A 26,973-nucleotide genomic window follows, 5' to 3' on the forward strand; every position below is an offset into this window, starting at 1 on the left:
CACAGGGGCCGGCGCGTCAGTGCCAGAGGACGGCGAGCGCGACGTTCACCACGACGAGGCCGGAGACGGCCCCGAGGTAGCCGCGCGTCACCTTCTCCGGACGGCGGCGGCCCAGCACGACGAGGACCGTCACGACGAGCGCGATGACGAGCTTCACGGCGATCTTCACGTGGTTCGCGTCCGCGCCCAGGAGCCCGGTCAGGACGATGCCCGTGACGAGCGCGGTGAGGATGCCGTGGAACGTGCCCGACGGCAGGGTCGTGCTCTTCATCCCGGCGAGGGCGCCGCCCAGGACGACCGCCCACCCGATGAGGTGCAGCACCAGAAGGATTCCCTGAACAGTGTCCATCACGACATGCTAGAGGACCTGACACGGCGTCAGATCAGCGACCTCGCGACCCTGCTGTGAGACACGTCACGAGCCGGGGCCCCGGCCGCTACGCTCGCCCGGGTCCCCGCACACCACGGCAGGAGGATCCGATGACCGAGCCGCTACCGACGGACGCCGCTCTCGACGTCCCCGGCCTCGTCGCACGGGCGCGCGCCGCGTCCGGTGCCGACGGGCGGCTCGCCGTGGGCGACATCGCCGGCTGGGACACCTTCCCGTTCGAGCGCGAGGGTCTGCGGCTGCGCGCGCTGGAGGACCCGGTGGTCCCCGAGCCGCCCCGGCGCGACGAGGACGCCGCGACCTGCGGGCGTTGCGCCTGTCCCGACGAGCACTTCGCCTGGACGGACGGCACGTGGCGGCTCAGCGCGTCCGGCCCCGTCAGCGTCCCGACGCTCATCCTCGACCGCCGGGCGCACGGCGACCTGGGTGACCTCGACGCCGCCGCCGCCGCCGAGCTCGGCCGGATGATGGTCCGTGTCGAGCGTGCCCTGGCCGCCGTGCCGGGCGTCGGGCGGGTGCACGTGCAGCGCTGGGGCGACGGCAACGGGCACCTGCACGTCTTCTTCTCGGCGCGCCCCGAGGGCATGCTCCAGCTGCGCGGGCTCGTCATGCCGCTGTGGACGCTCCACCTGCCGGCGCTGCCCGACGACGAGTGGGCCGCGATCGTCGCGTCCGTCGTCGCGCGCCTCGACGCCGCACGCCCCTGACCTCACCGGCGCACGGGTCGGCCGTCACAGCAGCCGGCGCGCCGCCGCCCACCGGGTCAGCTCGTTGCGGTTCGACAGCTGCAGCTTGCGCAGCACCGCGGACACGTGCGTCTCGACCGTCTTGATCGAGATGAACAGCTCGGCCGCGACCTCCCGGTACGTGTAGCCGCGCGCGATGAGGCGCATGACCTCGCGCTCGCGCGCCGAGAGCCGGTCGAGCTCGTCGTCCCCGGTCGCGACGTCACCCGCGGCCGCACCGAACGCGTCGAGGACGAACCCCGCGAGCCGCGGCGAGAACACCGCGTCCCCGCCCGCGACCCGCAGCACCGCGTCCGACAGCGCCGTGGGGTCGATGGCCTTGGTGACGTACCCCCGCGCGCCCACGCGGATGACCGCGACGACGTCCTCGGACGCGTCCGACACCGACAGCGCGAGGAACCGCGTGCCCGGCACGTCGACGCACCTGCGGACCACCTCCGCGCCGCCACCGCCGTCGCCGCCCGGCAGGTGCACGTCGAGCAGGACGACGGGCGGGCGCAGGTCGTGCACCACCTGCACCGCCTCGTCGACGGTCGCGGCCTCCCCCACGACCCGCACGCGCGCGTCGAGCGACGCCTTCACGCCCGCACGGAACATGTGGTGGTCGTCCACCAGCACCACGTCGACCTGCTCGCTCACGCGTCGCGCTCCTCGTCCTCGTCCGGTCCCCTGCCGGACCCGCCGCCACCGACGGGCATGCACAGGTGGACCTCGGTGCCCCGCTCGGGGCTGCTCGTCACGCGTGCGGTGCCACCGCGGCGCCGCACGCGTCCCATGATCGACTCCCGGACGCCGAAACGGTCGGGACCCACACCGTCCAGGTCGAACCCGTCGCCGTGGTCCCGCACGAAGACCTCGACGGACTGCGGCCCGACCTCGAGGTACAGCGACACCGGGGGCCGCCCGTGCACGACCGCGTTGACGAGCGCCTCACGCGTGGCCTGCAGCAGCGCGAGCGTGTCGGGCTCGGGCACGCGGTCCCCGACGACGACGACGTCGACGGCCACCGGCTCGCCACCCGGTCCGGAGCGCGAGTCCTCGACCTCGGCGACCACGGCCCGTAGCGCCGCGACCAGGGACACGCCCGGCTCGTTCCGGTCGTCGTACAGCCACTCCCGCAGCTCGCGCTCCTGCGCACGTGCCATCCGCGCGACCTCCGCCGGCTCGTCGGAGCGCGCCCGGATCAGCGCGAGGGTCTGCAGGACCGAGTCGTGCAGGTGCGCCGCGATGTCGGCCCGCTCGGCCTCGCGGGCGCGCGCGGCGCGCTCGTCCCCGAGCGCGCGCACCAGGCGCACCCACCACGGCGCCATGACGAGCCCGACCCCGACCAGCACGGCGAGCGCCGCGACGCCGGACTGCACGAGGAGCACGGGCTCGACCCCCTGCCCGACGACCTGCCCGACGACCAGCAGCACGCCGGCCGCCGCGAGCAGCCCGCCGCCGATGAGGCGCAGGACGCTGATGCGGCGCCCGTCCTGCCGCCCGTGCTGCAGCGCGTCGAGCTGGCTCCAGGCGAGTGCGACGCCGACGAGCACGACCAGGACGGGCAGGGCCCAGGCGGCGTCGATGGTCGCGCCCAGACGCGTGCCGACCAGCACGGCGGCCGTCAGGACGAGCAGCCCGCCGAGCGCGAGCTCCGCCCACGGGACGCGGCGGCCGTCGGAGCGCAGGGGCTGGCGCCGGGCGAGCCGCTGCATCGCGCTCGGTCGTCCGGCGGCGGCGGCCGCCGCCGGGTCCCCGACGGGCACGACGAGCCACCAGAACGTGTAGAGCGCCGCACCGACGCCGGCGACGGGCACGAGCGCGACCAGCGCGATCCGCACGGCCGCGACGGGGACGTCCAGGTGGGCCGCCAGTCCCGTGGCCACCCCCGCGATCCAGCGGCCGCGTTCGGGACGGCGCAGCGGCAGACGGGCGCGCGAGGGCACGCCGGGCTGCGCCGGGGCGCCGTACGGAGCAGGGGTCACGCACAGATCGTCACACGCCGCACCCCCTCCACCGGTGCTCCGGCGTGCCGGTTCAGGGGTCGGGACGACGAGATGGGGGTGCAGGCCAGGGTCGGGTCAGGGGTGGTCCCGGATGTGCCGGCGACGGTGGGCCGGTCAGGATCGAGCCATGGACACGCAGACTCCCGCCGGTGCTGATGCCGGCACGCCGGGCCCGACGCCCGGCGCGGGCCCCGGACCGTACCCGGGCACCACGCCCCCGCCCGCTCCCCACGCCTTCTGGGCCGGGGTGCGTCGCACGGGGCTGTACCGCTCCGACGAGCGCTGGGTCGGTGGCGTGGCCGGCGGCCTGGCCGAGCGCGTCGGCGTCGACCCGCTGCTCGTGCGGGGCCTCCTGGCCGTCACGTTCCTCGTGGGTGGGCTCGGCCTCGTGATCTACGGCGTCGCCTGGGCGCTGCTGCCCGACGCCCGGGACAACCGGATCCTGCTCGAGCGGCTGGGCGCCGGTGACGCGAACGGCGCGCTGCTCGGCTCGCTCGCGTTCGTCGTCGTCGGCCTGGCCAGGGGCGACGGCTGGTGGTGGTTCTGGGACGGCGGGAGCGCCCTCGGCGGTGCGCTGTGGCTCGTCTGCATCATCGGTCTCGTCGCGCTCGTCGCGACCGCGGTGCAGCGTCGCGGCCGGTGGCAGCCGCCCGCGGGCTGGGCGCCTCCCGGTGGCGCGCACCACCCGACCGGTGCGGCGACGTCGGCAGCGGCGGCGTGGGCCGCGCAGGCACCCACTGCACCCCTGCCGACGAGCGCGCAGGCACCCACCACACCTGGGGCTGCGGGTGCCCCCCAGCCGACGGCACCGCCGTACCCGCCGGCACCGCCGTACCCGCCGGCACCGCCGTACCCGCCCTTCGGCAGCGCGCCGGTGCCTCCGGTCCCCCCGGCACCGCCCCGCCCCCCGCGGCGCAGCGCCGACGGCGCGACCATCGGTGCGGTCGTCGGCCTCAGCGTCGTGGGCCTGGGGGTCCTGATGCTCGCCGAGCGCACGGGCGCCTACGACGGCCCGCTGGCGCTCACCGCCGGTGGCGTCGCGCTGCTCGTCGCCGGACTGGGCATCGTGACGCTGGGCCTGCGCGGCCGCAGCAGCGGCTTCGTCGGGTTCCTCGCGGTCGCGGGCGCCCTCGTGTGGGTGCCGATCGCGCTGGTGCACCAGACCGAGTGGTCGGACACCGTCGGCCGGGGCTGGGACGGGCAGCAGCGGGACGTCGTGGTCACGAGCCGCGACGTGGCGAGCAACGGGTTCGACCTCGCGGCGGGCAGCTCCCGCATCGACCTCACGGGCGTCCCGCTCGACGACGACGTCCTCACCGTGCCCATCGCGATCGGTGCCGGACAGCTCGTGGTGGTCGTGCCGCAGGAGGCGGCCGTCCAGGCGAACGTCACGAACGGGATCGGGTCCGTCCGGTTCGAGGTCGACGAGGACTTCCACGAGCAGAGCGGCGTGGGCCTGGACGACCTGGTGTACCAGGACGACGACGCCGCCGCCGGTTCACCGAACCTCGTGCTCGACATCAGCTCGGGTGTCGGCGAGGTCCGCATCATCGAGGAGGTCGCACCGTGAGCACCGACGACAGCACCCTGCACGACCCCGTGCGGGACACCGCCCGGCTGGACGCCGCCGCACCCGACGACACCACGGCCCGCACCCCGGACGTCACCACGCGCCGCACCGGCGTGCGGGTGGGGACGGTCGTGTGGGGCCTCATCGTCGCCCTCGTGGGCCTGGGCGTCGTCCTCGTCGCCGCCGGGTACACGATCGACGTCCAGCTCGCCGCCATCGTGCTGCTCATCGCCGGTGGTGTCGGGCTCATCCTCGGCCCCCTGTTCCAGGGGGTGCGCCGCAGCCGCAGCGAGCAGTGAGCCGCGGACCCCGCCGCCGCCGCGGCGGCGGCGGGGTCACCGCACGACGAAGGGCCGGCACCCGTGACGGGTGCCGGCCCTTCGTGCCTACCGTGCGGTCCGCTCACCGGACCGCGCGTGGCGCGAGCCGCGAAGGCCGCGGCCTGCTCAGACGGACTGGGCGACGGGTGCGGCGCCGATCGGCGTCTCGAGCCGGACGGCGATGCGGCGCAGGGCCTCACCGGTGACGATGAAGACGACGCCGAGGCCGAAGACGAGGAGCCCGACGCCGAAGGCGACGACCGAGGTGAACAGGGACGCGCGCAGGAACGAGCCGTTCATGACGGTCGCGCGGACCGGGTCCTCCTTGTCGAGCTCGGCGTACGTCTTGCCGTCCGACGCGGCGAGCGCGTGCTCGTTGATGATGTCGGCCTGCGCCCACGCCTCCCACGGCGTGTCGACCAGCGCGCCGCCGAACGCCGCGGCGTCGTCGGAGACCGTGATCTCCTCGGCGCGCAGGTTGCTGGACACCGCGATCCAGGTGCCGGCGCCGGCGACGGCGAAGAGCATGCCGAAGACGAGGACGATGGTCGCCAGCACCTTGAGGTGGGCGGGCTTGGTCTGGACTGCTGCGTTCGACATCTCGATCTCCCCGATCGGTTAGGACTGACCCCCGCGTGACCGGAGGTCCGGTCCGGTGAACGACGTGCTCACATGAACAGCGTCGCCGCAGGTGAGGCGTTTCGGGTGGGACCCTGGTCCCGTGGGCGTGTCGCCCCACTCACCCGGACGAGTGAATCACGAGGTCGACCCCGGACCTAGGGCCTGTTGCAGTGTGCCCACCTGGCCCGACGCGGGCGCCGCACGAGACAGGGACGACCCTCGCACCCCGTCAGACCAGCGTGCGGGCCCTCGCGTACTGGGCCTCGGCGGCGTCGAGCACGTGCTCCCAGTCGAACGGCGGCGGGACGCTCGCCGCGCGCTCGCGCATCCCCGCCAGCAGGTGTCGGTCCCGAGCCAGCAGGACGACCGCCTCGGTCATCTCCGCGTCGTCGGCGACGAGGAACCCGTCGAGGCCGTCGGTGACGAACTCCCCCACCCCCGTGCCGGCGTGCGCCAGCACGGCCAGCCCCGCGGTGCGCGCCTCGAGCGCCGCGATCCCGAAGGCCTCCAGCCGGGCGGGCGCGAGGAACACGTCGGCGTCGCGGTACGCCGCCCGCACCTCCTCGCGCGGGAGGCGCCCGCGGAGCTCGACGACGCGCTCCAGCCCGGCCGCCGCGACACGTGCCCGGACGGCGTCGCGCGCCGGGCCGTCACCGATCAGCGTGAGGTGCAACGCGTCCGGCGGCAGGCGCCGCGCTGCGGCCGTGACGACGTCGACCAGGGGCACGGCCCGCTTGCGGGGCGCCAGGCGCATGGTCGCGACGAGGCGCAGCGGCGCAGCGGGCGCGTCGTCCCGCGGGACGGCCGGCGCGGTGCTCCCGGCCCGGGGCGCCCACGCCGCGACGTCGATGCCGTTGGGCACCACGTCGACGCGTACGTCGAACAGCTCGCGCACCCGCAGCGCCGCCGCACCGCTGACGGCGCTGAGCGCCGCGGGCAGCCCACGCCACCGGGTGTGCCGCACGAGCGGCCGTCCCAGGCGCACCGTGCCGTCGAGCATGCAGTGCCACGTGATGGCCGTCGGCACGTGCAGCGCCGTCGCGACCCGGACGCCGTCGAACGCGAACGGTGACAGGACGCCGGCGTGGACGTGCACGGCGTCGGGCCCCACGTCGCGCAGCGCGGACCGGATCAGGCTCGGGCCGGCCACGGGGTTGACGGGCAGATCGAACGGCAGGCGGGCGCCGAGCCGGTGCACGTGCACGCCGTCCTCGACGTCCACGACGCCGCCGCGCTCGCCACCCTCACCGAGGGTGGCGGTGAGCACGTGCACCTCGTGGCCCGCACGCGCCTGGTGCCGGGCGAGGTCCCCCACCTGCGTCTCGATGCCCCCGGTCCGGGGCGCGAAGCAGTCGGAGACGTGGACGATCCGCACGCGTCGGCCGTCCGGCGTCAGGCCTGCGGCCCGGCGGCCGCGTCGATGCGGGCGTCCGCGTCCGCGTGCACGCGCCGTTCCAGGACGAACGACATGACCGGCACCACGCCCGCCGCGGCCATCGCCGTGAGCCGCCCGAGCCGCCAGCGCAGGGTCGACCACAGGTCGAACACGGTGACGAGGTACACGACGTACACCCAGCCGTGCACCATCGCGATGATCCGCGCCGCCTCGTGCCGCGGGTCGCCCTCGACGTTGAAGCCGGGGAGCTGCAGCACGTACTTGAAGAGCATCTCGACGCACAGGATCAGCAGCATCACGCCCGTGATCCACGCCATCACGCGGTAGCGCCTCAGCGACCCCCGGGCCTTGCGCCCCCAGGCGGTCGCGTCGGGAGTCCCGACCTCGGTCGGGGTGCTGGTCGGTTCCGTGGTCACGCTGGTCCTCTCGTCGTCGCTCGTCGCACCCCCGCGGGCAGGCCGCTCACTCCCACTCGATGGTGCCCGGCGGCTTGCTCGTGACGTCGAGGACGACCCGGTTCACCTCGGGCACCTCGTTGGTGATGCGCGTCGAGATGGTCGCGAGCACGTCGTACGGCAGCCGCGTCCAGTCGGCCGTCATGGCGTCCTCGGACGACACCGGACGCAGGACGATCGGGTGCCCGTAGGTCCGCCCGTCGCCCTGCACGCCGACCGACCGCACGTCACCCAGCAGCACCACGGGGCACTGCCAGATCTCGCGGTCCAGGCCGGCGCGCGTCAGCTCCTCGCGGGCGATCGCGTCGGCGGCACGCAGCGTCTCGAGCCGCTCGGCGGTGACCTCCCCGACGATCCGGATGCCCAGGCCGGGACCCGGGAACGGCTGGCGCCACACGATGACCTCGGGCACGCCCAGCTCGAGGCCGACGGCGCGCACCTCGTCCTTGAAGAGCGTGCGCAGGGGCTCGACGAGCGCGAACTGCAGGTCGTCCGGCAGGCCGCCGACGTTGTGGTGCGACTTGATGTTGGCCGCGCCCTCACCACCGCCGGACTCCACGACGTCCGGGTACAGGGTGCCCTGGACGAGGAACTTCACGGTGTCGCCGTGCGCACCGGCGTCCTCGACGACCTCGCGCGCGGCGTCCTCGAACACGCGGATGAACTCACGGCCGATGATCTTGCGCTTCGTCTCCGGGTCGGACACGCCCGCGAGCGCGGTGAGGAACCGCTCGCGCGCGTCGACGACCTTGAGCTGCACGCCCGTCGCCGCCACGAAGTCCTGCTCGACCTGCTCGGCCTCACCCGCACGCAGCAGGCCGTGGTCGACGAACACGCAGGTGAGCTGGTCACCGACCGCGCGCTGCACGAGCGCCGCCGCGACGGAGGAGTCCACGCCGCCGGACAGGCCGCAGATCACGCGCGCGTCGCCCACCTGGGCGCGGATGCGCTCGACCTGCTCGGCGATGACGTTGCCGGGGTTCCAGTCGGGCTTCAGCCCCGCGCCGCGGTACAGGAAGTTCTCGATGGCCGCCTGCCCCAGGGGCGAGTGCTTGACCTCGGGGTGCCACTGCATCCCGTACAGGTGCCGCTCCCGGTCCTCGAACGCGGCGACGGGGCTGCCGGCGCTGGTCGCGAGCACCTCGAAGCCCTCGGGTGCGGCGTGCACCGCGTCGCCGTGGCTCATCCACACCGTCTGCGCCTCGGGGCTGCCGTCCAGGACCGTCCCGGGCGCCGTGATCTCGACGGCCGTGCCGCCGTACTCGCGCTGCCCGGTCTGGGCCACGGTGCCGCCGAGGGCCTGGGCCATCGCCTGGAAGCCGTAGCAGATGCCGAGCACCGGCACCCCGGCCTCGAAGAGCTCGGGACCGACGAACGGCGCGCCGGTCGCGTAGACCGACGAGGGGCCGCCGGACAGGATGATCGCCGCGGGGTCCTTCGCCAGCATCTGCTCGACGCTCGCGGTGTGCGGCACGATCTCGGAGTACACGTTCGCCTCGCGCACGCGCCGCGCGATGAGCTGCGCGTACTGGGCCCCGAAGTCCACGACGAGGACCGGCCGGTGCGTCGTGGGCTGCGGGGGCGTGGCGGGATCGGGGGTCTGCGTCACGCGTCCAGCCTAGTCCGCGTCCGGGGCGCCGACGGCCCTCCTGCCTGCGTCAGCGGCGCCCGGCGAGGACCGTCGTGGCGCTCGCGCGAGAGGTGCGACGCCCTGGGCCCCCGCGGGCCTCGGCCTGGGTTCGGGGGCCCATCGCGCACGTCGGGCGCGCACTAGCGTCGGCGCGACCCACGGTTCGCCGTGGCAGCCGGGCGACCGGCACGACGTGACGAAGGGTGTCCTCGATGCGACCTGCAGTCATCGCCCAGGTGGCGGCGACGAGCGCTCTCGGCGCGCTGCTGAGCTCCTTCGCCGCCCTCTACGTCTCGCTGCAGAGCTTCGACGTCACGGCCGGGATCATCCTGCGGGCCTTGCTCGTGACCGTGGTCCTGCTGGTCGCCGGCTGGTTCGCCGTGCGGGCGCGCGTGCTGTCCACCACACGGACCGGCCTGCGCCTCGGCGCACTGCTGGGACTCGTGCTCGGTTACGCGCTGAGCCCCACGACCTGGGCCGGGCGCACCTACGCGGCGCAGCTGGTCGCGGAGCCCGGCGCCGTCACCATCGTCCTCGACCTCGCCCTGTGGCTCCTCGTCGGTGGCGTGGCCGTGCTGGTCGCCAGCGCCCCGGCGAGTGCGGGCGAGCCGGCGACGTACCGCACGCACCGATGAGGGGGCGACGCCGCGCCAGTGGGGAACCGACGCCTCAGTCGACGACGACGGCCAGGGTCTCCTCGATCCCGGCGACGAGGTCGGGGTCGAGGTCCGGCCCGGTGAGCTGCAGGGCGACGGCGTGGTGCTGGCGATCCGCCGAGGCCGTCCACAGCACGCCGTCGTAGACCGTGCCGTCCTCCGGCTCGTAGGTGAACTCGGTGCGCGTGAGCTCACGCTCGCTACGCCCCAGCTCGTCCTCGTCGACGTACCGGACGACCGCGAAGCCGGGCATCTCGCCGATCTGTGCGGTCGCCATCAGCGCGGACCGCGCCATGGCCGCGTCGTAGAACCCGACCTCGGGCGCGGCGGCGAGCTGGATCCGTGCGTCGTCGCCCTCGACGTCCTGCCACGAGCGGGTCCACCGCTCGTTGAGCTCACCGGTGTCGACCCACGTGTCGGGGACCGCGAACCGCATGCTCTCCTCCGAGGCCGCTACCCAGCCCTCGGGCAGCGGGTCGCTCGAGCACCCACCGGCGAGCGCGAGCGCGAGCGCGACGGACACCAACCGGGCTGAACGGGACGACGACATGAGTGGACTCCGAGCTCGTGGTGGATCAGGAGGCGTAGCCGGACGCGTGGTGCGGTCGAGGAGCACGTGGCCTGCTCCGGCGCAGCGCCAGGAGCGCCCCGACGAGTGCCGCCACGAGGACCGCGACCAGGACCTGGGTGGCGACGGTGACGGCGACGGACCCGCCCTCCACCCGACCACCCAGCACGAACCAGCTGATGACGCCGGAGGCGACCGGCACCAGTGCGCCCGCCGCGATCCAGTGCCACCACACGGTCCTCGCACGCAGCAGCACCAGGACACCACCGGCACCGGCGCCGCACAGGACCGCCCCGGCCAGCCAGGGCAGCCAGACCCACGACAGGAGCGCCTCGACCCCGCCGGCACGGTACGTGACCCGCAGCAGTGCGCCGGCGCCGTACTCGCCCACGAGGTAGCCCACGAGCCCACCGGCCCAGGCCAGCAGGAGGTCCGACCACCCGAGCTGCGGTGGCAGCGGACGCGCGCCGCTCACGCCACGCACTCCGTGTCGGGGAGCATCGTCCGGACACCGTCCTTGCCCGGCGCCCCGAGGAAGTCCGAGACGACCGCGTCGGCGGTCGCCTCCTCACCGCTGATGCTGAAACCGAACTCCCAGCCCTTCTTCACGGTCGCCTCGAACTCCCACTTGTCGCGCACGTTCTCGTAGGTGGTGACGCTGGTCGTCGCCTTCTCGTACAGGTGCTGGAGGAACGGGTCGTCCGACGGGCGGTCGGGCACCATCGCCTCGAACGGGAGCGCCAGGGCCACACCGTAGTCGTTCCGGTCCGCGAGCCACCGGTCGACCAGGGCGCGGTTCTCGTCGTCCACCTCGAGGCGGGTCGACGTCACGGTCGAGTCCGAGTAGTCGTCCGAGGCGCCACCTCCCGCAGCGAACGAGTTGTTGCCCACCCGCCAGCCGAGGCCCCCCTCCCGCACCGAGTTGAAGACCAGGGCGGTGGCCTGACCGCTCTTGTCGCGCGTCACCGTGAACGCCCCCTGCGTCATGCCGTGCGCCTCGCCCGAGACCGCGACCATCGAACCGTCGACCGACCCCTGTGCCGTCAGCTCGTAGGTGTAGCTCTCCTCCCCCGTCACGTAGTCGCGCTCCACCACGACCGCGGTCCCCGCCGACGCCTGGAGCCCGACGCCGATGTTCGGGTCGAAGAGCTGGGGGTCACCCTTGTCGTCCTTCAGGCCGGTGTCGTGCTTGAGCCCCAGCCCTGCCGTGACGCCGGCTTCGAGCTCGATCCTCGAGAACGCGGTCTGCGGGTCCTTCGGCGGGTCCGCGATGCCCATCGCCTTGGCTGCGAGGTAGCCGTTCTCGGTGTGGCGGATCGAGTACTGCTGCGCGACGTAGTAGTCGAGGTCGTCCTTCATCTGCTCCCACTGCTCGAAGGACTCGAACTCCCACGTGTCACCGTACGAGAACGTCAGGTCAGCGCCCAGGTCGACGTCGAGGCCGGCCTTCTGGCCGTCGCCCAGCTTGTCCACGTCGAACGTCTTCGAGGTGATCCCCCCGGACACGCCGATGCCCGCGCCGTCGGTCACGGTGGCCCGCACCGGACCGTCCGCGAACTGCTGGACGACGAAGCCCGCGTCCTGCCCGAAGGTGAAGAACATGACCTTGACCTCGCTGGAGAACTTCTCGCTCTCCTCGTGCAGCATGCAGGCGGGAGGCCGGAAGTCGTCGTCCGTCGGCCCGTCGGTGACGGGCGGGGCCGTGCTGCCGCAGTCGGCGGCGTCACCACGAGCGACCGCGGTCAGCAGGCAGAACGCCTGCGAGATCCGCTCCGGGTACAGGGCGATCCCGGCGATCATCGCCGCGACGAGGATGCCCGCGACGACGACGACGCCGTAGGCCTCCAGGGTTGCGGCACCGCGGTCCCGCACGTCCTGCCCGTCCACTGGCGCTCCCTCGTCCGGCCGTCCGACCGCGTCACTCTAGGGACGGGGCTGTCCGCGCCCCCAGGGTCCAGGGGCTCAACCCGGGCCGTGAGGCCGGGCCCCCGTGCCCGCCGGGGCGTCAGCGCGCGAACGCGACCGCGACGGCCCCGATGCCGAGCGCGAAGGCGCACAGGAGTCCACCGAGCACCGTCAGCAACCCGCCCCCGAGCCCTGACGCGCTCCGCGCGCCCGGCAGCCGGACGTCGTCCGGACGCCGCGGATCCACCCATACGGTGATGCGCTCGCCGGGGTGCCGCGCGGCACCGTGCACGCCGGGCGACGGCGCGCCCTCGACGCGCGTCGCCCGGGCCCACCCGCCGCCGGGAAGCGGGTAGTCGAACGTGATCCGTGCCGGGTCGGTGAAGCTCGAGCGCTCGACGACGACCGCCTCGACCGCCACCCGCTCACCGCGGTCCGACGCGCGGCGCGACATGGCCAGGCCGCCCAGCAGGAGCGCGACGCCGATGCCGAGGAAGAGCAGGACGGGGATCGCGGCGAGGAGCAGCCCCATGCTCATCGAGAGGCACCGGCCACGGTCCGCGGACCGGCCGTCATCCCAGCTCCAACGAGCGGAGCGTGCCCTCGACCTCGGAGCCCTCGAGCTGGCCACGCGGCGCCAGCGCGAGCACGGTCACGGTGGTGCCGTCGTCGTCCTGGACGGTCAGACGCGTCGCCGACACGGGCAGCGTGTCGCCGGTCGTGAGCGCGACGTCCTCCTCCCACGTCGCGACCACCGACTCCGCGGACCCCGGCCACTGCACGATCGAGCGCACGTACTGCGAGATGGAGCCGTCCACCTTGGCGGCGTTCTCGCTCGTCCAGGACTGCTCGAACACGCCGACGTCGTCGGGGCCCCACGTCACCTGCACCGCCGGCAGGCCCGACTCGTCGGCGTCGGGCATCCGGATGTTGACCTGCTGCGCACCGCTCTCGGTCGAGCTGACGTCCTCGACCTGGGCGTCGGCCGGCGCCACGAGCGATCCCGCGCCGTCGAGCTCGACCGTCTCACCGTCGCCCCGCTGCGGCGTCAGCGTCGACGCGGGTCCCGTCGGGACGTGCGGGCCGACCGGCGTCTCCGCGGGCGCGTCGCCCTCACCGGCGCCGGTGCACGCTGCCAGCAGCGCCGAGCTGATCGTCAGCAGGACGACCGTCCGCCGCAGACGGTGCGGGTGCTTGGTCACGTGTCGAGCCTCTCGGTCGGTCGTCGCGCCTCGTGCGCGCCGGTCATGATCCCAGGTCGGGGCAGGGTGCGGAACCGCGGTGTCACGCGAGGCACGATGCCCACGTGCGCCACCGGCTGCCGTCCCAGTAGTCGGCGTCGGTCGTCGTGATCGTCTCCGTCGAGTTCTCGAAGGACCCGCCGACACCGACACCCCCGAACTTCCCGTTCGCGTTGATCGCGAAGTCGGTGCCGCCCTCGATGTTGATCTCCTGCCGTGTCAGCGTGCCGCGCTCCCGGGCGGCGTCCATGAACGTCCCGACCGCGTCCGCCGCACCGTCGAACCGTGCCGTGGGCGTGTTGATCGGGATGCCCGACGCACGCATCAGACCGAGCGCGATGTCGCGGGTCTCGTCCCCGGTGACCGACACGCGGGCGTCGAAGATGAACCCGCCGTTGGGGTTCTTGTTCACGAGGTCGTCGCCGAACATCTGGCCGACGACCAGCTTCGCCTCGCCTGCCGCGACGCCCTGCACCTGGACGTTCAGCGGCAGGCCCTCCGGGTCGTACGTGACCGCGACGAGCGGGCGCACCGTCCCCGAGGCGCCGATCTCGGACCCCTCGAGGAGCGACTCGTAACCGCCTCCCAGGTCGATCTGGCCCTCGTAGTAGACCGTCATGGCCCCTGTCTTCGTGTCCACGCGCGTCCCGAGCACCTGGCTCGTCTCCAGCGAGGCCTCGGCGTGCTGCACCAGGCCCGTCGCCGAGGCGGCCGCCTTGCCCTCCACGCCCGCGTAGCCGTAGACCTCGTCGGGCGCCGGGGGTTCGTACGCGTCGGTCGCCCAGTTCCAGACCGCGCGCCCGGCGTCGCCGATCATGCCGGCGGTCTGTCCCAGGAACCCGCCTGCCGCGAGCACGCCCTGCACGCTGTCCCAGTTCCGCTCGTCCTTCAGGTAGGAGACGAGCTGCTCCTTCTCGGCCTCGCTGTCCACCACCCACGTCGCACCGAGGCCGCCGGTGAGCGCCGCAGCCGCGCTGGCGACGGCCTCCCCGCCCACCGTCTTGTCGTCCACCGTGACCGTGACCCCCAGGCCGGTGTCGACCTGCCCACCGAGGCTGCCGCTCCCCTCGCGGGAGATCCGGTAGGTGTCGTCCGACATCTTCTCCACGCGGATGAGGGCACCGTTCTCGGCCTGCACCCACATGACGCTCACGGACATCCCGCGGTCGTCGGTGGTGTCGTTGCGCACGCACGCCTGCGTCGGCTCGGGCCGCGGCTCCGCCAGGGGCGGCTCCGTGCTCCCGCAGTTCCCCTGGCCCAGGGTGATGAGCCGGCAGAACTGGACCCGCAGCTCGTCCGAGAGCCAGCGCCCACCGGGTGCCATGGCCACGACGATCGCGCCGACGAGAACGACCGCGACGGTGGTGATGCCCAGCATCTCCACCGACCCCTGACCCGCGTCCCGCGGCCGTGCGTGCGGCACGTAGGCGTACCCCTCCGCGGCGGGACGCACGAGCCACACGGCCGGCAGCGCCCCCAGGACCATCGTGACGAGCAGCGCCGGGATGCCGGCGAGGTCGACGGGGCGCCCCGCGGCCACGGACGCGGCCGAGCCGAGCACCGCGAGCACGAGGGTCGCCAGCACGCCGACGACGACGAGGGTCGGCACCGCCGACCCGCGCGACGGGTACCGCTGGTGGCGACGCAGGCGGACGACCGTGGCCCAGCCGCCGAGGAGCGCGGCGAGCAGGGAGGCCAGCACGATCACCGTGGAGGCGACGGCGGGGCCCCCCTCGACGAGCACGTCCGCAGCTGCGGGGACCAGCGTCACCGTCACCAGCAGGTAGGCCACCATCGCCACTGCAGCCCCGAGGCCCGCAGGCCGAACCGCGATCCGTTCCAGCATCGTGTCTCCTCGTGCGGTCGTCGTGGGGCACAGGCTACGAGCGGCCGGCAGCGCCGCGGTGGGCTCCTAGGCCCCTGACCGGCAGGGACGTAGGCTCCCGGACCCACCGTCGAGACGGGCCCCCGGCGGGACGACGACCTCCGTCGGCGCCGCGCAGGTCACCGACGCTGGACCGGGATGTCCTCCATGAGCGGGAGCCACGGCAGCTCGAACGAGACCGTCTCGGTCGACGGGTCCAGCGGCGGGAACGTGGCGGTCAGGTAGGCCCCCGTGGCGGAGAACGTCCGGGGCTGCCCCGAGCACGCGCAGAACGAGGCGTCCTCGTCCGTCACGCGCACGCCGATGTACGGCTGGTACCGCTGCTCGGAGGTCGGGTCGATGAGCGCCACGTCCCGCATCTCCCGGGACCGGATCGCACCCGAGCTGAAGACCGGACCGAGCCGCACGGGCTCGTCACCGAGGTGCACGAGCGTGAAGCGCACGAGCGTGCTGGTCTCGTCGGCGAGGACCTGCGTCACGTCGACCCGGACCGGGATGACGTCGGGCGGGTCGCTCAGCTCGCCCTCGACGGACGCGAGGACCTGGGAGGTGCCGACGTCGCCCTGGAGCACCGCCGCCTCGAACTCCTCCGTCGTCCACCCGTCGCCCTCTCCCCCGTCGCTCGAGCCGGTCGGGGTGCTGCTGGGGGCCGGAGCGGGGCCGGCCCCGTCGGAGTCCTGGCACGCGACGAACGCGACGCCCCCGCCGACGACGAGGACCACTGCGGCGGCCACGGCCACCAGACGGCGCTTCATCGGTCGCCCTCCACGGAGTACACGATGGTGACGCGCCGGTTGGCCTGCTTGCCCTCGTCGGTGTCGTTGGACGCCACGGGGTCCCGCTCGCCCTCACCGACGGCGGTGAAGGTGACGGCGCCACCTGCGGCCGGCTGCAGCGCCGCCACGACCGACTGCGCGCGCTGCTCCGACAGGGTCTGGTTGTAGCGGGTCTCGCCGTCGCTGTCGGTGTACCCGGTGACGACGACCTCCCCGGAGCCACGTGCCGCGATGTCCGCCGCGACCTCCGCCAGACGGCCCTGGGCCTCCGGCGCCAGGTCGGCCGAGTCGAAGGCGAACAGGACGCTCGCGTCGAGCACGACGCCGACCTGCTCCGGGCTCTCCTCGACCTGCACGTCACCGGCGAGGTCGCCGGAGCGGCGCGTCAGGACGAAGGTGCGGTCCTCGGGGTCGGCCGTCGCGAGCAGTGCGGCGTCCGGCAGCGCCGGCCACCCCTGACCGGGCCGGGGTGCCGGCTCGTCGGCGACCGGCTCCAGCGCACCGTCCTCGACCTGGACCGCGCCGACGCTCGTGCCGTTCGCCACGACCACCTGGACCTCGGTGACGTCGGCCGGCAGCTCCGGGAACACGGCGAACGCGACGTGCAGGTCGCCCTCCGAGGTCAGGTCCGAGCTCACGGACGTGGCGAGGCCCTCGGACGTGCGCAGCGGGCGGTACGCCCGCAGGTTGGCGGTGTCGATGAGCTTGACGTCCCACGCGAAGGGGATGTCGTCGTGGTCCTGCGCCTGCAGGAACATGCCGGCGCCACGCACGGAGTCCGGCCCCGGCGACCCGATCGAGTAGTACAGCGCCGTGCCACCGTCGACGCGCCGCACGGCGTGCACGACACCGCGGATCTCGTCCTTCGTGTCGTCCTGACGGGCGTTGTACGCGAACGTCCCGGCGACCGGCACGTCCTGGGACTCCACGGTCGCCACGCCGAGGGCGACCCCGTCGTCCCGGGCGGCCTGCGCCGAGGCTGCACCGACCGTCACCCCCACCAGGGCCAGCGTCGTCAGGACCGCTCCAGCTCGTCGCAGACGCACGCTGCCTCCTGTTGCTCGTGTCCTGGGGACGCTCATGAAACCAGACGCGGTCGGAGACCGTCGAACTTCTCGGTGGCCCGCGCGACCAGCAGGGTCACGCTCGGGGCGGTCACGGTGAACGCCTCCGCGCCCGAGCAGCGGAACCGGAATCCCCAGGGCCCGTAGACGGGCTGCGGCACGAACGTCGGCGTGGGTGTGGGTGTGGGCGTGGGCGTCGGGGTGGGCCCGGGCGTCGGCACCGGAGGAGTCGTCGGCGGCGGCGGCTCCGTCCAGCCGACGACCTCACGACCGGCTGACGCCTCGCAGGACGACAGCTCGACCCCGGTGCGCGCCTCGGCGACGGCGCGCATCACGACGCCCTCCGGTCCGGGCGCCTCCGTCAGCCGCACCGTCGCGCGCACGCGGTCCCGGCCCGCCGAGTGCTGGTACTGCAGCACGGCGGCGCCGTTGAGGCTCGCGTACTGGGACGCCTGCGTGACGCCTGCACCGCCCGCCGTCGCCGACGCCAGGCGCCACCTGACCGACGTGCCGGTGAGCGCCTCCGGCCGGAACACCCACGTCAGGCCCGTGAGCTCGGTGACCGCCAGGTCGCGCGCACCCACGGCTCCGGCCAGTGCCGCCGCGTCCGCAGCGGTCTGCGCCCGCCCCTTCTCCTCGGTCGCGCGGAGCAGCGGCTCCACCACGAGGAGCAGGAGTGCGGCCATGGCGATGATCACGGCGGCCAGCAGGAAGGCCGTCGCTCCCCCGCGGTCGTCCCGCCAGCAGGGGACACGACGTCGGCTGTCGTCCCTCACGTGCACTCCTCGGGTCGGTCGGTGGTCGGTCACGGACGCTCGGCGGACGCGCCGACGCGCCCCGGGGATCACCCCGGGGCGCGTGTCCTGAGCTGCGGCGCTGATCAGCCGGCGTTCGGCTCGCCGATGTTCGCGAACTCCTCGGCGATCTTGCCGTCCAGGTCGAACTCGCCGACGGCGTACACGATGGCACCGACGAGGATGACGGCGATGATGACGATGCCGAGGTACTCCAGCGTGCCCTGGCCGGCGTCGCCCCGGCCGAGACGGGCCTGCAGGGACTCCTGCGCCTTCATCGTGCGGACCTTCGCGTTGACGAGCATGCGGGTCATGTGAACTCCTCGTTCGCTGGCCGGTGATCCGGCCGGTTCCGGCGCCCGTCGTGTGGCGGGCCGTGCTGACGGGAGGAACGCTACGGATGGACGTTTCGGTCACGGCGGGCCCCCGGGCCCATCGTGGGACCCAACGTCCGACGCCCCGCCGTGGGGCTCACGGCCTGTTCAGCCAGACCGACACGGCCTCGGCCCGGGACGCGACGCCGAGCCGGGCGAAGATGTGGTTGACGTGGTTCTTCACCGTCTTCTCGGACAGGTAGAGCTCCTGGGCGATCGCACCGTTGGTGCGGCCCGCCGCGACGAGCTCCATGATCTCCCCCTGCCGGTCCGACAGGCCGAGGTCGGATCGGGGGCCAGGCGCCGGCGGCGCCGAGGCGCTGCGCAGCGCCTCGGCCGCCGGCGCCGAGAGCAGCATCGCCCCCGACGCCACCGCCAGGACGGCCCGCTCGAGCTCGATGCCGGTGAACTGCCCGTGCACGAGGTACCCGTTCGCGCCCGCGTCCAGCGCGGCACGGACGACCTCGGGCGCGTCGGAGTACGTCAGCATGAGGACGCGCGACCACGCACGGACCTCTGCCGCCACCTGGACGCCGTCGCGCCGTGGCATCCGGACGTCGAGCAGGACGACGTCCGGCACCTTCTCGCGGATGACGCGGACCGCCTCGACGCCGTCCGCCGCCTCCCCCAGCCAGCGCATCGTCGACGACGCCTCGACGATGCTCCGCAGCCCCATGCGGATGACCGCGTTGTCGTCGACGACGACGACGCTCACGCGAGCCGGCGGCGGGTGGTCGGACAGCGCCGTCGGCGCGGGCGACGTCGTCTCATGCGACATTGTCGGCCTCCTCTGGATCCACGTCGATGATCACGGACGTCCCCTCGCCGGGGACGGACGAGATGGTCAGGACGGCACCGACACCCTGTGCCCGCTCCCGCATCCCGACGAGGCCGTAGTGGCCCCGGGGCCCCGCACCGTCCGGCGCGGGGGTGAACCCGACGCCGTCGTCCCGGACCTCGACCTGCATGCGCCCGTCATGCATCGCGGCGAGCACGACACCGACCGTGGTCGCGCGCGCGTGGCGGCGGACGTTCTCCAGCGCCTCGGCCACGACGGCGAGCACCTCGTACCTCGCGCCCGTGGACAGGTCCACGGCACCGTCGGCGCGGAAGTGGCACGGCGTGCCCGTCTCGTCCTGCCAGGTGGCGCACAGGTCCGCGAGCACCTGCGCCAGCGGGCGGTCGGGCTGGTCGGCCCGCATCCGCGTCAGCAGGCCCCGAGCCTCGACGGCGGCCCGGTGGGCGCCGTCGGCGAGCAGCTGGGCGTGCTGCCGGGCCGCGGCCGGGTCGCTGTCCACCCACGACGGCAGCGTCTGTGCCGCGAGGGCGACGCCGTGCAGCGTCTTGCCGAGGGAGTCGTGCATCTCCCGGGCCAGGCGGGCGCGCTCGTCCGCGGCCGCCGCGGCGCGCTTGGTCTCGGACAGCAGCCGGTGCGCCGCGGTGTCGCGCAGATGCGCCTCCCGGACGACACCGCCGATCGCGACGAGCGCGACGTACAGCGTGGGCACCCCGAGCGTCGTCATGAACCCGGAAGACGCGGTGACGTCGGCGGCGAGGACGAGGCCGTACCCCGCCACCAGGACGACGGCGCCGGCCACGGCGACGCGTCGGTCGAAGATGAGCCCGACGACGAGGGCCGTCGAGAAGGTCGCGAGCACGAGCGGGCTCTCGACCCCGACCACCGCCACGGTCCCCAGGGACAGGAGGATGTCGAGGATCACCGTGAGCGGGTGGCGTGCGACGAAGGCCTCCACGCTCGGCGAGTACAGCTGCACGAAGCTGGTGAACGACAGGACGAGGATGCAGATCAGGACGTTGCCGCTGAGCTCGTGCCCGGTCAGCCCCACGAGCGCGACCGCGATGGCGCCGAGCCGCACGAGCAGCGCCGCCGCGACCACCCGCTGCGGCAGGTCGCGACCCTCGGTCCGCATCAGGACTCCCCGAAGATCGAGCCGAGGTCGACGTCGAGGCCGAGCCACATGCCCACGAAGATGAAGATCAACGCGCCCGGGACGAGGACCATGGAGGTCACCAGGGTCACGCGCGGCGAGGCCTTCGCTGCGGCCTGCCGCTGGCGCTGCCCGCTCGCCTTGCGCATGTCCTCCGCGATGCGCTGCAACGACTCCGCGAGCGGCGCCCCGAGCTCCTGCGACTGCAGGAGTGCCGAGACGAACTGGCCGACCGCCTCCGACGCGCTGCGCCGTCGCAGGTCCTGGAACGCCTGCCGCACCGACGCGCCGTTCGCGATCTGGTGGAGCGTGAGGTCGATCTCCTCGGCGAGCGGACCCTCGAAGTGCTGCGAGACCCGCGACAGGGCCGCGCGGAAGTTGACCCCCGCCATGACCGTCACCGCCAGGACGTCGAGGAAGTCCGGCAGGTCCCGGTCCATGCGCTCACGGCGGCGTCGCTGCGCACCCGCGATCCGCCCCAGCGGCATGATCACCGGCAGCACCAGGGTCAGCAGCGCGAGCGGGAAGGCCCGGATGAGCAGGAGCACGAGGATCAGGGGCAGGCACAGCAGGCACCACCACGCGATCCGGGTGAGCAGTCCGTCGACCGTCATCCCGTCGGGCCGGCCGGCCTCGTCGATCCGGCGCTGGATCGACGCGATGCGTCGCGGCCCGAGCCGGCGCCGGATCCACGGCACCTGGCGTGCGGCGAGCTTCTCGAGCGGCGACTGGCCCTCGGCGCGACGACGCTGCTCGTCCCGCAGCAGCGCGAGGTCCTCGACTGCCAGGCCGTCGAGCGCGTCGGCGCGCATGGCCCGCCACCCGACGAGGAACAGGGCGGCGGCGGCGGCAGCGGCGATCCCTGCGAGCAGCGCGATCATCCGTCGAACCTCGTCATCCTGCGGATGAGGACGAATCCCCCGACGAACAGCGACGAGCCGACGATGAGCGCGCCACGGCCCAACCAGTCCTCCGTCATCGCCTCGACCGTGCCCGGCCGGATCACGTTGAGCAGGAACAGCAGTGCGAAGCCCATGCCGATCACGAGGTATCCCGTGGAGGTCGACTGGGCGAGCACGGTGCGGACCTCGCGGCGGATCTCCTTGCGCTCCTCGAGGGTGTCCGCGATGTCGCGCAGGGCCGTGACGAGCGAGCCGCCGCTGCGGGCGCTCACGAGCAGCGTGGAGGCGAGCACCGCGACCTCACGGGACGGCAGCCGGGTGGTGAGCTCCCCGATCGCGGTGTCGAGGTCCTCCCCGAACCGCATCCGCGAGGCGACGCGGGCCATCTCGGGACCCGCCGGCGCGTCGAGCTCGTTCGCCGCGAGCGCGAGCGCGGAGGCGATGGACAGCCCGGCGCTCGTGGCGTTCGAGAGCAGGCGCGCCAGCTCCGGCATCTGCCCGATGAACGCCTCGTTGCGACGCTGCTGGGCACGCGACAGGTAGAACCGCAGACCGACGACGACCGCCACCACACCCAGCAGCCCGAAGACGGGCGCCAGCCCCACGGCCAGCAGCCAGGCCACCGCGACGCCACCGATCACGGCGGTCGACGCGACCGTCAGCGGTGCGCGCTCCTCGCCCGCGAGGAGCAGCTGCTCCTCGGTCCAGCGCCCCCACCGGGTCCGCCGGAAGTCGCGGTCCCACCCGGCGTAGCGCGCACCACCCTGCACCGCGCTGTCCTCGACGCCCGCGACGAGCTCGCGGCGACGCGAGCTGACCGCCACGAGGTTGCCGACGCCCAGCACCAGCGTGAGGCACGTGAGCAGCACCAGGACGAGGATGGCCAGGACGATCATGCGGACTCCTCGGCCGTGTCGACGGGGCGTTCGAGCGCCCCGGTGCCGGGGACGACGTGGGGACGGACCGCCTGCTTGCCGATCACCTCGCCCGCGATGCGCAGCTTGTCCAGCAGCGGGCGCGGGATCGGGTGCCGGACGAACTGACCGGGCGGTCCCGAGCCGTTCGGGACCTCCGGGTCCCAGCGCATGATCGGCTCGACGACGAAGTCCTCCCGGTGCCGGGACGCGACCCAGCCGACCTCGGTGACGCGGCGCGTGCCGTCGGACCCGCGCAGCAGCTGCACGACGATGTCGACCGCGTTGTTCACCTGGTCGCGCAGCGCGTGGAACGGGACGTCCACCTCGCTCATCGACGCCAGCGTCTCGAGCCGGATCAGCGCGTCGACGGTGCTGTTGGCGTGCACCGTGGCGAGCGACCCCTCGTGGCCGGTGTTCATGGCCTGGAGCATGTCGAGCGCCTCGCCCCCGCGGACCTCGCCGACGATGATCCGGTCGGGCCGCATGCGCAGCGCGTTGCGGACGAGGTCGCGGATCGTCACCTGCCCGTGGCCCTCGACGTTCGCCGGCCGGGTCTCGAGGCGCACCACGTGCTCCTGCGAGAGCGACAGCTCGGCTGCGTCCTCGATCGTGATGATGCGCTGCCGGCCCTGGATGAACGCCGACAGCGCGTTGAGCATCGTCGTCTTCCCGGAGGACGTGCCGCCCGAGACGATGATGTTCATGCGCGCGCGCACGCAGGCCGCGAGCAGCTCGGACGTCGGGCCGTCGAGGCTCCCGCGGTTCAGCAGCTCCTCGAGACCGTACGACTTCGGGAAGAGCCGGATCGTGACCGTGGGCCCGTTGAGCACGAGCGGCGGCAGGATGACGTGCACACGGGCGCCGCGCGGCATGCGCTCGTCGGCGGGCAGCCGCGCGTCGACCATCGGGCTCGACTCGTCCACGCGCCGGTTCACGGTCGACACGATGCGGTCGATCGTCTGGAGCAGCTGCTCCTCGGAGGCGAAGGCGGTCCGGACCCGCTCGACCTGGCCGTAGCGCTCGACGTAGATCGTCGACGGGCCGTTGATCATGATCTCCGACACCGTCTCGTCCGCGAGCAACGGCTCCAGGACGCCGAGCCCGATGGACTCGTCGACGACGCGACGCACGAGCGCGTTGCGCTCCCGCGTGCTGAGGATGACGCCCTCGGAGGACACGAGGTGCGCGACGACGCGCTCGAGGCGGATGCGGCGCTGGGCGGCGTCGAGCTTGCCGAGCTCGTGGAGGTCGACCTCGTCCAGCAGCTTCGCCTTGAAGGTCGAGACCAGCCCCTCGTCCAGCTCGTTGCGCCCGGTCAGCGGCAGCGCCGCGTCGGCGGCCCGCGACGCGCCCCAGTCACCGAATCCCGCGCTCATCAGGGTGCCGTCCGCGGCATGACGGCGAACCGGGTCACGGTCATCTGCGGCAGGTAGCCCACGTCGACGGTGCGCACCTCGAGGCGGACCCCACCCGTGGAGGGGTAGCTGATGGCCGACACCTCGACGGCGCCCGGCAGCGACTGCCGGATCGCGGGCGCGGCGGGCGACCCCAGGCTCAGGGCGCGGGCCCCGTCCCGGACCGCCTGGTTCGCGGCGTGCACCGTGTAGACGAAGGACGCGGCGTACAGCATGAGGCCCAGGAGGGCGACGACGGTGGGGATCAGCCCCACGAGCTCGAGGGAGGCCGACCCCTCGTCACGACGACGTCTCACGACTCACGCACCACCTCTCGCTGAATGGTCACGGACCACGGCAGGTCGGAGACGCCCGGTGCGACCAGCGGCACGCGGGCCTCGACCTCGACGAGGTCGGGGCGCCCGGCGTCGAACCGCACGGACACGCCCGAGCGCATCCCGGACGGGAACACGTCGCGCGCCGCGTCGCGGACCTGCCAGTCCGCCTCGTGCAGAGCGACCGAGCGTGCGGCCTGCTGCGCCGCGTACCCGGTCCACACCGCGGTCATCCCGGCCCAGCCGAGCTGCCACATGACGACGCACACCAGCAGGAGCGCCGGCAGCACACCCAGGAACTCGACCGAGACGCTGCCGTCGTCCGCGGCGGCGGCGCGCCGCCCGCGCGTCCGCTGCTGGCTCTCCCCGGGCGGCGCGCCCGGTTCCACCAGCAGCCCGCCGACGCCGACCGCTCGACCGAGCCCGCGCACGGCCCGCCACCACCCGACGTCGGTGACCAGCTCGGGGCTGCGCGAGTTGGCGGAGGCCTCGAGCTTCTTGCCCATCTCCGGCACGATCACGTCGAGCAGAGGGGACGGCGACAGGCGCCGGGCGACGTCGGGCTGGACCTCGTCCGCGCGGCTCGACCGGTTCAGCAGCACCGAGACGTGCTCCGGGCGCCGGACCTGCAGGCTCTCCCACGCCGTGACGTTCCGGCGCAGCGCCCGCAGGCTCAGCAGGTCGGGGGTGGCGACGGCGACGACCTCGTCCGCGATCTCCACGACGGCGGCCTGCACCGGGGTCACGCGCGCGCCGACGTCGACGAGGACGAGGTCGTACTGCTGGCGGACCAGGGCCACGATCTGCCGGATCGCGCTCGGCGTCACGAACTCGGTCTCGCGCACGTCACCCGGCGGGAGCAGCAGGTGCATGCCGGACTCGTGCACGAACACGGCGTCCGCGACCGTCCGCAGCGACAGGTCGTCCGACACCTTCGCCAGGTCGGCGACCGACGTGCGGTAGCGCGCCTCGATGAAGCTCGTGACGTCGCCCTTCTCGAGGTCGAGGTCGATGACGAGCACCTTGAGCGACGGCAGCTCGCGCCGCACGTCCCAGGCGAGGTGCGTGGTGAACGTGGTCGTCCCGACGCCCCCCTTGGTCCCGGAGAACGCGACGACCAGCGCACGGCCCCGGTTCGTGGCGCCGTCGGCCACGGACTGGACGAAGCCCTGCATGTGCCGCGACCACTCCAGCGCGTTCTGCACCCGCTGCTGGACGTCGGTGAAGGACAGCGGGTAGGCCAGCACACCGCGTGCGCCCGCGTCCATCGCGTCGGCCAGGGCCGCCGGGTCCGTCTCCGAGGTGAGGACCACCACGACGCTCGCCGGACGGCGGATCGACAGGTCGCGGATCACCTGGTGCACCTGGTCCGGGCCGAGCGTGTCGTGCACGAGCACGAGTGCGGGGTCCCGGGTGAGCACGAGGTCGGTCAGCTCGCTCGTGGTCTCGCCGACACCGACGATCTCGACGTCGGACGCCTCGGCGAGCTGGGCCCGCAGCTCGTACGCGAGCGACTGGTCGGCGCACCCGATGACGACGTGCGCGGCCATCAGTTGCCCACTCCTTCCGGGACGGACTGGCCGCCGAGGTTCTCGGCGTCGAAGTCGTCCTCCTCGCCGGTCCGGTTGCTCAGGCCCGCGGGGAGCCCGACGAGGCGGACCTCCTGGGCGAACGCGGCGGCGTAGGTCACGGCGAGGGCGTCGTTGGGCTCCAGCGCGAGCGTCACCGGGACCACGGCCTGCGTCCCCGAGGCGGCCGTCTCGTCGAGCACGACCTGGCTGCCGCGCACGGACACGACGCGGACGTCGCGGACGAGCACGCGGACCTGCTTGGCCAGGCCGGGCACGTCGGCGAACACGGCGTAGATGTCGACGCGGTCACCGGGCCGGACCCGGTCCGCCACGCCCGTGACCTGGTTCACCGCGATGGCGATCTCACGCTCGGTGGTGCTGAGGTCGGACGGCGGGACGAGCAGGTCCGACGAGACCATGGTGCCGGCGAGCAGGTTCGTGGCGATCCTGCGCCCGACGAGCTCGTCGAGCGCGACCTCCGCGCTCGGCGCCAGCCACCGCGCCGGGACCTCGTCGGCCACGAGGTCGCCCTCCTGGAGCTCCGCGAACGCGGGCGTGTCCTCGGCGAGCCGGTACACGGTACGAACCGCGCCCACCTGGCTGGCGACGTTGCCGACGTACGAGGCGATCACGAAGAACACGACCACGGCGAAGACGACGGACAGCAGGATGAACAGGACACCGCGGCGCTGGCGGGGATTCACGAGAGGGCTCCTCGGGGATCGACGGCGGCGGGCCGCACGTGGCAGAAGGGACAGGTCTCGGAGAAGAGGAGCGCATCGCAGACCCCGCACCTGCCGCCGGCGGGGGGAAGCTCCATGCGCTGCTCGACCGGCAGGGCCACGAGCTCGACAGCACCCTCGACCCCGACGCGGGCACGGGTGTCGAGCGCGAGCGCGGGCAGGTCCGTCGTCGTGGCGGAGCCGGCGGTCGTCAGGACGTCCTGCCGGGCCGCGTCGGGCAGGCGCCCGATGCCCGCGCCGTAGACCTCACCGCGCGCGACGACCGGCTCGGCGGCCGAGGCGCGACCGACGGCCCGGACCTCGGGAAGAGGGCCCGAGAACGTCACGACGAAGCCGTTCCCTCCGGGCATCCAGGACCGCAGGTGCTGGCCGACCGCGACCTGGGGCTGCTCGAGCCGGGCGACGCTCGGGGTCCACGCACCGCTCCAGGTCTGCTCGAGGAGCCGGTCCGCGATGACGACAGCGATGCCCGCGTCCACCCCCGCCGCGGCGACCTGGCTGGCGACGAGCAGCAGCGCGGCGGGCCCGTGGTGCGTGGTCCGCCAGGCGACCGGGTGCCCGGCGTCCGTGGCCAGGGCGGCGTGCCGCCGGACGAGCGACGCGTGCCGCCTTTCACCCAGAAGAAGGAGGTGCGCGCCACGACCCTGGAGCCGCTCGAGGACGCCCGGCAGGTCGTCCGGGGCCGTCAGCAGCAGGGCGTCGCTCTCGACGAGCTCCCGCGCCTCCGGGGTGGGCGGCACGAGCGCCGACACGACGATGCGCTGCATGGATACCGTGCTCTCCTC

30 protein-coding genes are annotated in these 26,973 nt (G+C 73.7%); 4 read left to right on the forward strand and 26 right to left on the reverse strand.

Going from position 1 to position 26,973, the window contains the following annotated elements; genetic code table 11:
- Nucleotides 1-16: 16 nt before the first annotated feature.
- Nucleotides 17-349 (reverse strand): hypothetical protein, encoded by a 333-nt coding sequence (locus tag IR158_RS17220; protein ID WP_291815091.1) that lies wholly within the window; start codon nt 347-349, stop codon nt 17-19.
- Between the two features lie 131 nt (nt 350-480).
- On the opposite strand from IR158_RS17220, the gene IR158_RS17225 reads away from it, so the two are divergent.
- A complete protein-coding gene (locus tag IR158_RS17225) occupies nt 481-1,095 on the forward strand; it encodes a hypothetical protein (protein WP_291815093.1) in 615 nt (204 codons plus the stop codon).
- A gap of 24 nt (nt 1,096-1,119) precedes the next feature.
- On the opposite strand, the gene IR158_RS17230 is transcribed toward IR158_RS17225, so the two are convergent.
- Nucleotides 1,120-1,773, reverse strand: coding sequence for a response regulator transcription factor (locus IR158_RS17230; protein ID WP_291815094.1), 654 nt, complete (start codon nt 1,771-1,773; stop codon nt 1,120-1,122).
- Complete coding sequence (locus tag IR158_RS17235) at nt 1,770-3,101, reverse strand: ATP-binding protein (protein ID WP_291815095.1); 1,332 nt, start codon at nt 3,099-3,101, stop codon at nt 1,770-1,772. Before IR158_RS17235 ends, IR158_RS17230 begins: the two co-directional genes overlap by 4 nt.
- A 148-nt stretch (nt 3,102-3,249) precedes the next feature.
- On the opposite strand from IR158_RS17235, the gene IR158_RS17240 reads away from it, so the two are divergent.
- Nucleotides 3,250-4,692: a PspC domain-containing protein gene (locus tag IR158_RS17240; RefSeq protein WP_291815096.1), complete on the forward strand. Its 1,443-nt coding sequence runs from the start codon at nt 3,250-3,252 to the stop codon at nt 4,690-4,692.
- Nucleotides 4,689-4,991: a hypothetical protein gene (locus IR158_RS17245; RefSeq protein WP_291815097.1), complete on the forward strand. Its 303-nt coding sequence runs from the start codon at nt 4,689-4,691 to the stop codon at nt 4,989-4,991. Before IR158_RS17240 ends, IR158_RS17245 begins: the two co-directional genes overlap by 4 nt.
- 147 nt (nt 4,992-5,138) lie before the next feature.
- Here IR158_RS17245 and IR158_RS17250 read toward each other — a convergent pair whose 3' ends face one another.
- From IR158_RS17250 to guaA, 4 genes are all read right to left on the reverse strand, one after another.
- The gene (locus tag IR158_RS17250) at nt 5,139-5,612 is read right to left on the reverse strand and encodes an aromatic ring-opening dioxygenase LigA (RefSeq protein WP_291815098.1); all 474 of its coding nucleotides are present in this window, start codon (nt 5,610-5,612) and stop codon (nt 5,139-5,141) included.
- Between the two features lie 250 nt (nt 5,613-5,862).
- Nucleotides 5,863-7,008: a glycosyltransferase family 4 protein gene (locus IR158_RS17255; RefSeq protein WP_291815100.1), complete on the reverse strand. Its 1,146-nt coding sequence runs from the start codon at nt 7,006-7,008 to the stop codon at nt 5,863-5,865.
- Nucleotides 7,009-7,025: 17 nt separating this feature from the next.
- Nucleotides 7,026-7,445, reverse strand: a complete 420-nt coding sequence (locus tag IR158_RS17260) for a DUF3817 domain-containing protein (protein WP_291815102.1) — start codon at nt 7,443-7,445, stop codon at nt 7,026-7,028.
- Nucleotides 7,446-7,491: 46 nt separating this feature from the next.
- Nucleotides 7,492-9,093, reverse strand: a complete 1,602-nt coding sequence (guaA, locus tag IR158_RS17265) for a glutamine-hydrolyzing GMP synthase (protein WP_291815104.1) — start codon at nt 9,091-9,093, stop codon at nt 7,492-7,494.
- 233 nt (nt 9,094-9,326) lie between these two features.
- Between guaA and IR158_RS17270 the strand changes: the two genes are divergently transcribed.
- Nucleotides 9,327-9,749, forward strand: a complete 423-nt coding sequence (locus IR158_RS17270) for a hypothetical protein (RefSeq protein ID WP_291815107.1) — start codon at nt 9,327-9,329, stop codon at nt 9,747-9,749.
- Between the two features lie 34 nt (nt 9,750-9,783).
- Here IR158_RS17270 and IR158_RS17275 read toward each other — a convergent pair whose 3' ends face one another.
- From IR158_RS17275 to IR158_RS17365, 19 genes are all read right to left on the reverse strand, one after another.
- Nucleotides 9,784-10,320: a hypothetical protein gene (locus tag IR158_RS17275; protein WP_291815110.1), complete on the reverse strand. Its 537-nt coding sequence runs from the start codon at nt 10,318-10,320 to the stop codon at nt 9,784-9,786.
- A gap of 25 nt (nt 10,321-10,345) precedes the next feature.
- Entirely contained in the window at nt 10,346-10,813 is a 468-nt protein-coding gene (locus IR158_RS17280; RefSeq protein WP_291815112.1) for a hypothetical protein, read from the reverse strand.
- On the reverse strand, nt 10,810-12,225 hold the full coding sequence (locus tag IR158_RS17285) for a hypothetical protein (protein WP_291815115.1): 1,416 nt from the start codon (nt 12,223-12,225) through the stop codon (nt 10,810-10,812). Before IR158_RS17285 ends, IR158_RS17280 begins: the two co-directional genes overlap by 4 nt.
- Nucleotides 12,226-12,343: 118 nt before the next feature.
- Complete coding sequence (locus IR158_RS17290) at nt 12,344-12,781, reverse strand: DUF3592 domain-containing protein (protein WP_291815118.1); 438 nt, start codon at nt 12,779-12,781, stop codon at nt 12,344-12,346.
- 34 nt (nt 12,782-12,815) lie between these two features.
- Complete coding sequence (locus IR158_RS17295) at nt 12,816-13,445, reverse strand: hypothetical protein (protein WP_291815121.1); 630 nt, start codon at nt 13,443-13,445, stop codon at nt 12,816-12,818.
- Between the two features lie 82 nt (nt 13,446-13,527).
- Nucleotides 13,528-15,330 carry a hypothetical protein gene (locus tag IR158_RS17300; RefSeq protein WP_291815124.1) on the reverse strand — a complete coding sequence of 601 codons (1,803 nt, stop codon included), beginning with the start codon at nt 15,328-15,330 and terminating at the stop codon, nt 13,528-13,530.
- 158 nt (nt 15,331-15,488) lie between these two features.
- Nucleotides 15,489-16,124 (reverse strand): hypothetical protein, encoded by a 636-nt coding sequence (locus tag IR158_RS17305; RefSeq protein WP_291815127.1) that lies wholly within the window; start codon nt 16,122-16,124, stop codon nt 15,489-15,491.
- On the reverse strand, nt 16,121-17,191 hold the full coding sequence (locus IR158_RS17310; protein ID WP_291815129.1) for an OmpA family protein: 1,071 nt from the start codon (nt 17,189-17,191) through the stop codon (nt 16,121-16,123). The genes IR158_RS17305 and IR158_RS17310 overlap by 4 nt, the downstream gene beginning before the upstream one ends.
- Nucleotides 17,192-17,223: 32 nt before the next feature.
- Entirely contained in the window at nt 17,224-17,985 is a 762-nt protein-coding gene (locus IR158_RS17315; RefSeq protein ID WP_291815132.1) for a pilus assembly protein TadG-related protein, read from the reverse strand.
- Nucleotides 17,986-18,089: 104 nt separating this feature from the next.
- Nucleotides 18,090-18,317 carry a hypothetical protein gene (locus IR158_RS17320; protein WP_291815134.1) on the reverse strand — a complete coding sequence of 76 codons (228 nt, stop codon included), beginning with the start codon at nt 18,315-18,317 and terminating at the stop codon, nt 18,090-18,092.
- A gap of 157 nt (nt 18,318-18,474) precedes the next feature.
- A complete protein-coding gene (locus IR158_RS17325) occupies nt 18,475-19,155 on the reverse strand; it encodes a response regulator transcription factor (RefSeq protein ID WP_291815137.1) in 681 nt (226 codons plus the stop codon).
- Nucleotides 19,145-20,308, reverse strand: a complete 1,164-nt coding sequence (locus IR158_RS17330) for a histidine kinase (RefSeq protein ID WP_291815140.1) — start codon at nt 20,306-20,308, stop codon at nt 19,145-19,147. The genes IR158_RS17325 and IR158_RS17330 overlap by 11 nt, the downstream gene beginning before the upstream one ends.
- Nucleotides 20,308-21,207: a type II secretion system F family protein gene (locus IR158_RS17335; RefSeq protein WP_291815142.1), complete on the reverse strand. Its 900-nt coding sequence runs from the start codon at nt 21,205-21,207 to the stop codon at nt 20,308-20,310. Before IR158_RS17335 ends, IR158_RS17330 begins: the two co-directional genes overlap by 1 nt.
- On the reverse strand, nt 21,204-22,124 hold the full coding sequence (locus tag IR158_RS17340; protein ID WP_291815144.1) for a type II secretion system F family protein: 921 nt from the start codon (nt 22,122-22,124) through the stop codon (nt 21,204-21,206). The genes IR158_RS17335 and IR158_RS17340 overlap by 4 nt, the downstream gene beginning before the upstream one ends.
- Nucleotides 22,121-23,521 (reverse strand): CpaF family protein, encoded by a 1,401-nt coding sequence (locus IR158_RS17345; protein ID WP_291815147.1) that lies wholly within the window; start codon nt 23,519-23,521, stop codon nt 22,121-22,123. Before IR158_RS17345 ends, IR158_RS17340 begins: the two co-directional genes overlap by 4 nt.
- Nucleotides 23,521-23,856 (reverse strand): TadE family protein, encoded by a 336-nt coding sequence (locus IR158_RS17350; RefSeq protein WP_291815151.1) that lies wholly within the window; start codon nt 23,854-23,856, stop codon nt 23,521-23,523. The genes IR158_RS17345 and IR158_RS17350 overlap by 1 nt, the downstream gene beginning before the upstream one ends.
- Nucleotides 23,853-25,424 (reverse strand): AAA family ATPase, encoded by a 1,572-nt coding sequence (locus tag IR158_RS17355; RefSeq protein ID WP_291815154.1) that lies wholly within the window; start codon nt 25,422-25,424, stop codon nt 23,853-23,855. Before IR158_RS17355 ends, IR158_RS17350 begins: the two co-directional genes overlap by 4 nt.
- A complete protein-coding gene (gene cpaB, locus IR158_RS17360; RefSeq protein WP_291815156.1) occupies nt 25,424-26,149 on the reverse strand; it encodes a Flp pilus assembly protein CpaB in 726 nt (241 codons plus the stop codon). Before cpaB ends, IR158_RS17355 begins: the two co-directional genes overlap by 1 nt.
- On the reverse strand, nt 26,146-26,955 hold the full coding sequence (locus tag IR158_RS17365; RefSeq protein ID WP_291815160.1) for a hypothetical protein: 810 nt from the start codon (nt 26,953-26,955) through the stop codon (nt 26,146-26,148). The genes cpaB and IR158_RS17365 overlap by 4 nt, the downstream gene beginning before the upstream one ends.
- Between the last annotated feature and the right edge of the window lie 18 nt (nt 26,956-26,973).

The organism is Cellulomonas sp. (assembly GCF_015234515.1).
In the GTDB taxonomy this organism is placed as follows: domain Bacteria; phylum Actinomycetota; class Actinomycetes; order Actinomycetales; family Cellulomonadaceae; genus Cellulomonas.

Bases quoted from the DNA above. Each gene is read 5' to 3' on its own strand.
- IR158_RS17290 (WP_291815118.1), bottom strand. From the start codon at position 12,781: ATGAGCATGGGGCTGCTCCTCGCCGCGATCCCCGTCCTGCTCTTCCTC.
- IR158_RS17330 (WP_291815140.1), bottom strand. From the start codon at position 20,308: ATGCGGACCGAGGGTCGCGACCTGCCGCAGCGGGTGGTCGCGGCGGCG.
- IR158_RS17225 (WP_291815093.1), top strand. From the start codon at position 481: ATGACCGAGCCGCTACCGACGGACGCCGCTCTCGACGTCCCCGGCCTC.
- IR158_RS17220 (WP_291815091.1), bottom strand. From the start codon at position 349: ATGGACACTGTTCAGGGAATCCTTCTGGTGCTGCACCTCATCGGGTGG.
- IR158_RS17340 (WP_291815144.1), bottom strand. From the start codon at position 22,124: ATGATCGTCCTGGCCATCCTCGTCCTGGTGCTGCTCACGTGCCTCACG.
- IR158_RS17325 (WP_291815137.1), bottom strand. From the start codon at position 19,155: ATGTCGCATGAGACGACGTCGCCCGCGCCGACGGCGCTGTCCGACCAC.
- IR158_RS17335 (WP_291815142.1), bottom strand. From the start codon at position 21,207: ATGATCGCGCTGCTCGCAGGGATCGCCGCTGCCGCCGCCGCCGCCCTG.
- IR158_RS17345 (WP_291815147.1), bottom strand. From the start codon at position 23,521: ATGAGCGCGGGATTCGGTGACTGGGGCGCGTCGCGGGCCGCCGACGCG.
- IR158_RS17275 (WP_291815110.1), bottom strand. From the start codon at position 10,320: ATGTCGTCGTCCCGTTCAGCCCGGTTGGTGTCCGTCGCGCTCGCGCTC.
- IR158_RS17320 (WP_291815134.1), bottom strand. From the start codon at position 18,317: ATGACCCGCATGCTCGTCAACGCGAAGGTCCGCACGATGAAGGCGCAG.
- IR158_RS17270 (WP_291815107.1), top strand. From the start codon at position 9,327: ATGCGACCTGCAGTCATCGCCCAGGTGGCGGCGACGAGCGCTCTCGGC.
- IR158_RS17300 (WP_291815124.1), bottom strand. From the start codon at position 15,330: ATGCTGGAACGGATCGCGGTTCGGCCTGCGGGCCTCGGGGCTGCAGTG.
- IR158_RS17365 (WP_291815160.1), bottom strand. From the start codon at position 26,955: ATGCAGCGCATCGTCGTGTCGGCGCTCGTGCCGCCCACCCCGGAGGCG.
- IR158_RS17250 (WP_291815098.1), bottom strand. From the start codon at position 5,612: ATGTCGAACGCAGCAGTCCAGACCAAGCCCGCCCACCTCAAGGTGCTG.
- IR158_RS17240 (WP_291815096.1), top strand. From the start codon at position 3,250: ATGGACACGCAGACTCCCGCCGGTGCTGATGCCGGCACGCCGGGCCCG.
- IR158_RS17355 (WP_291815154.1), bottom strand. From the start codon at position 25,424: ATGGCCGCGCACGTCGTCATCGGGTGCGCCGACCAGTCGCTCGCGTAC.
- IR158_RS17305 (WP_291815127.1), bottom strand. From the start codon at position 16,124: ATGAAGCGCCGTCTGGTGGCCGTGGCCGCCGCAGTGGTCCTCGTCGTC.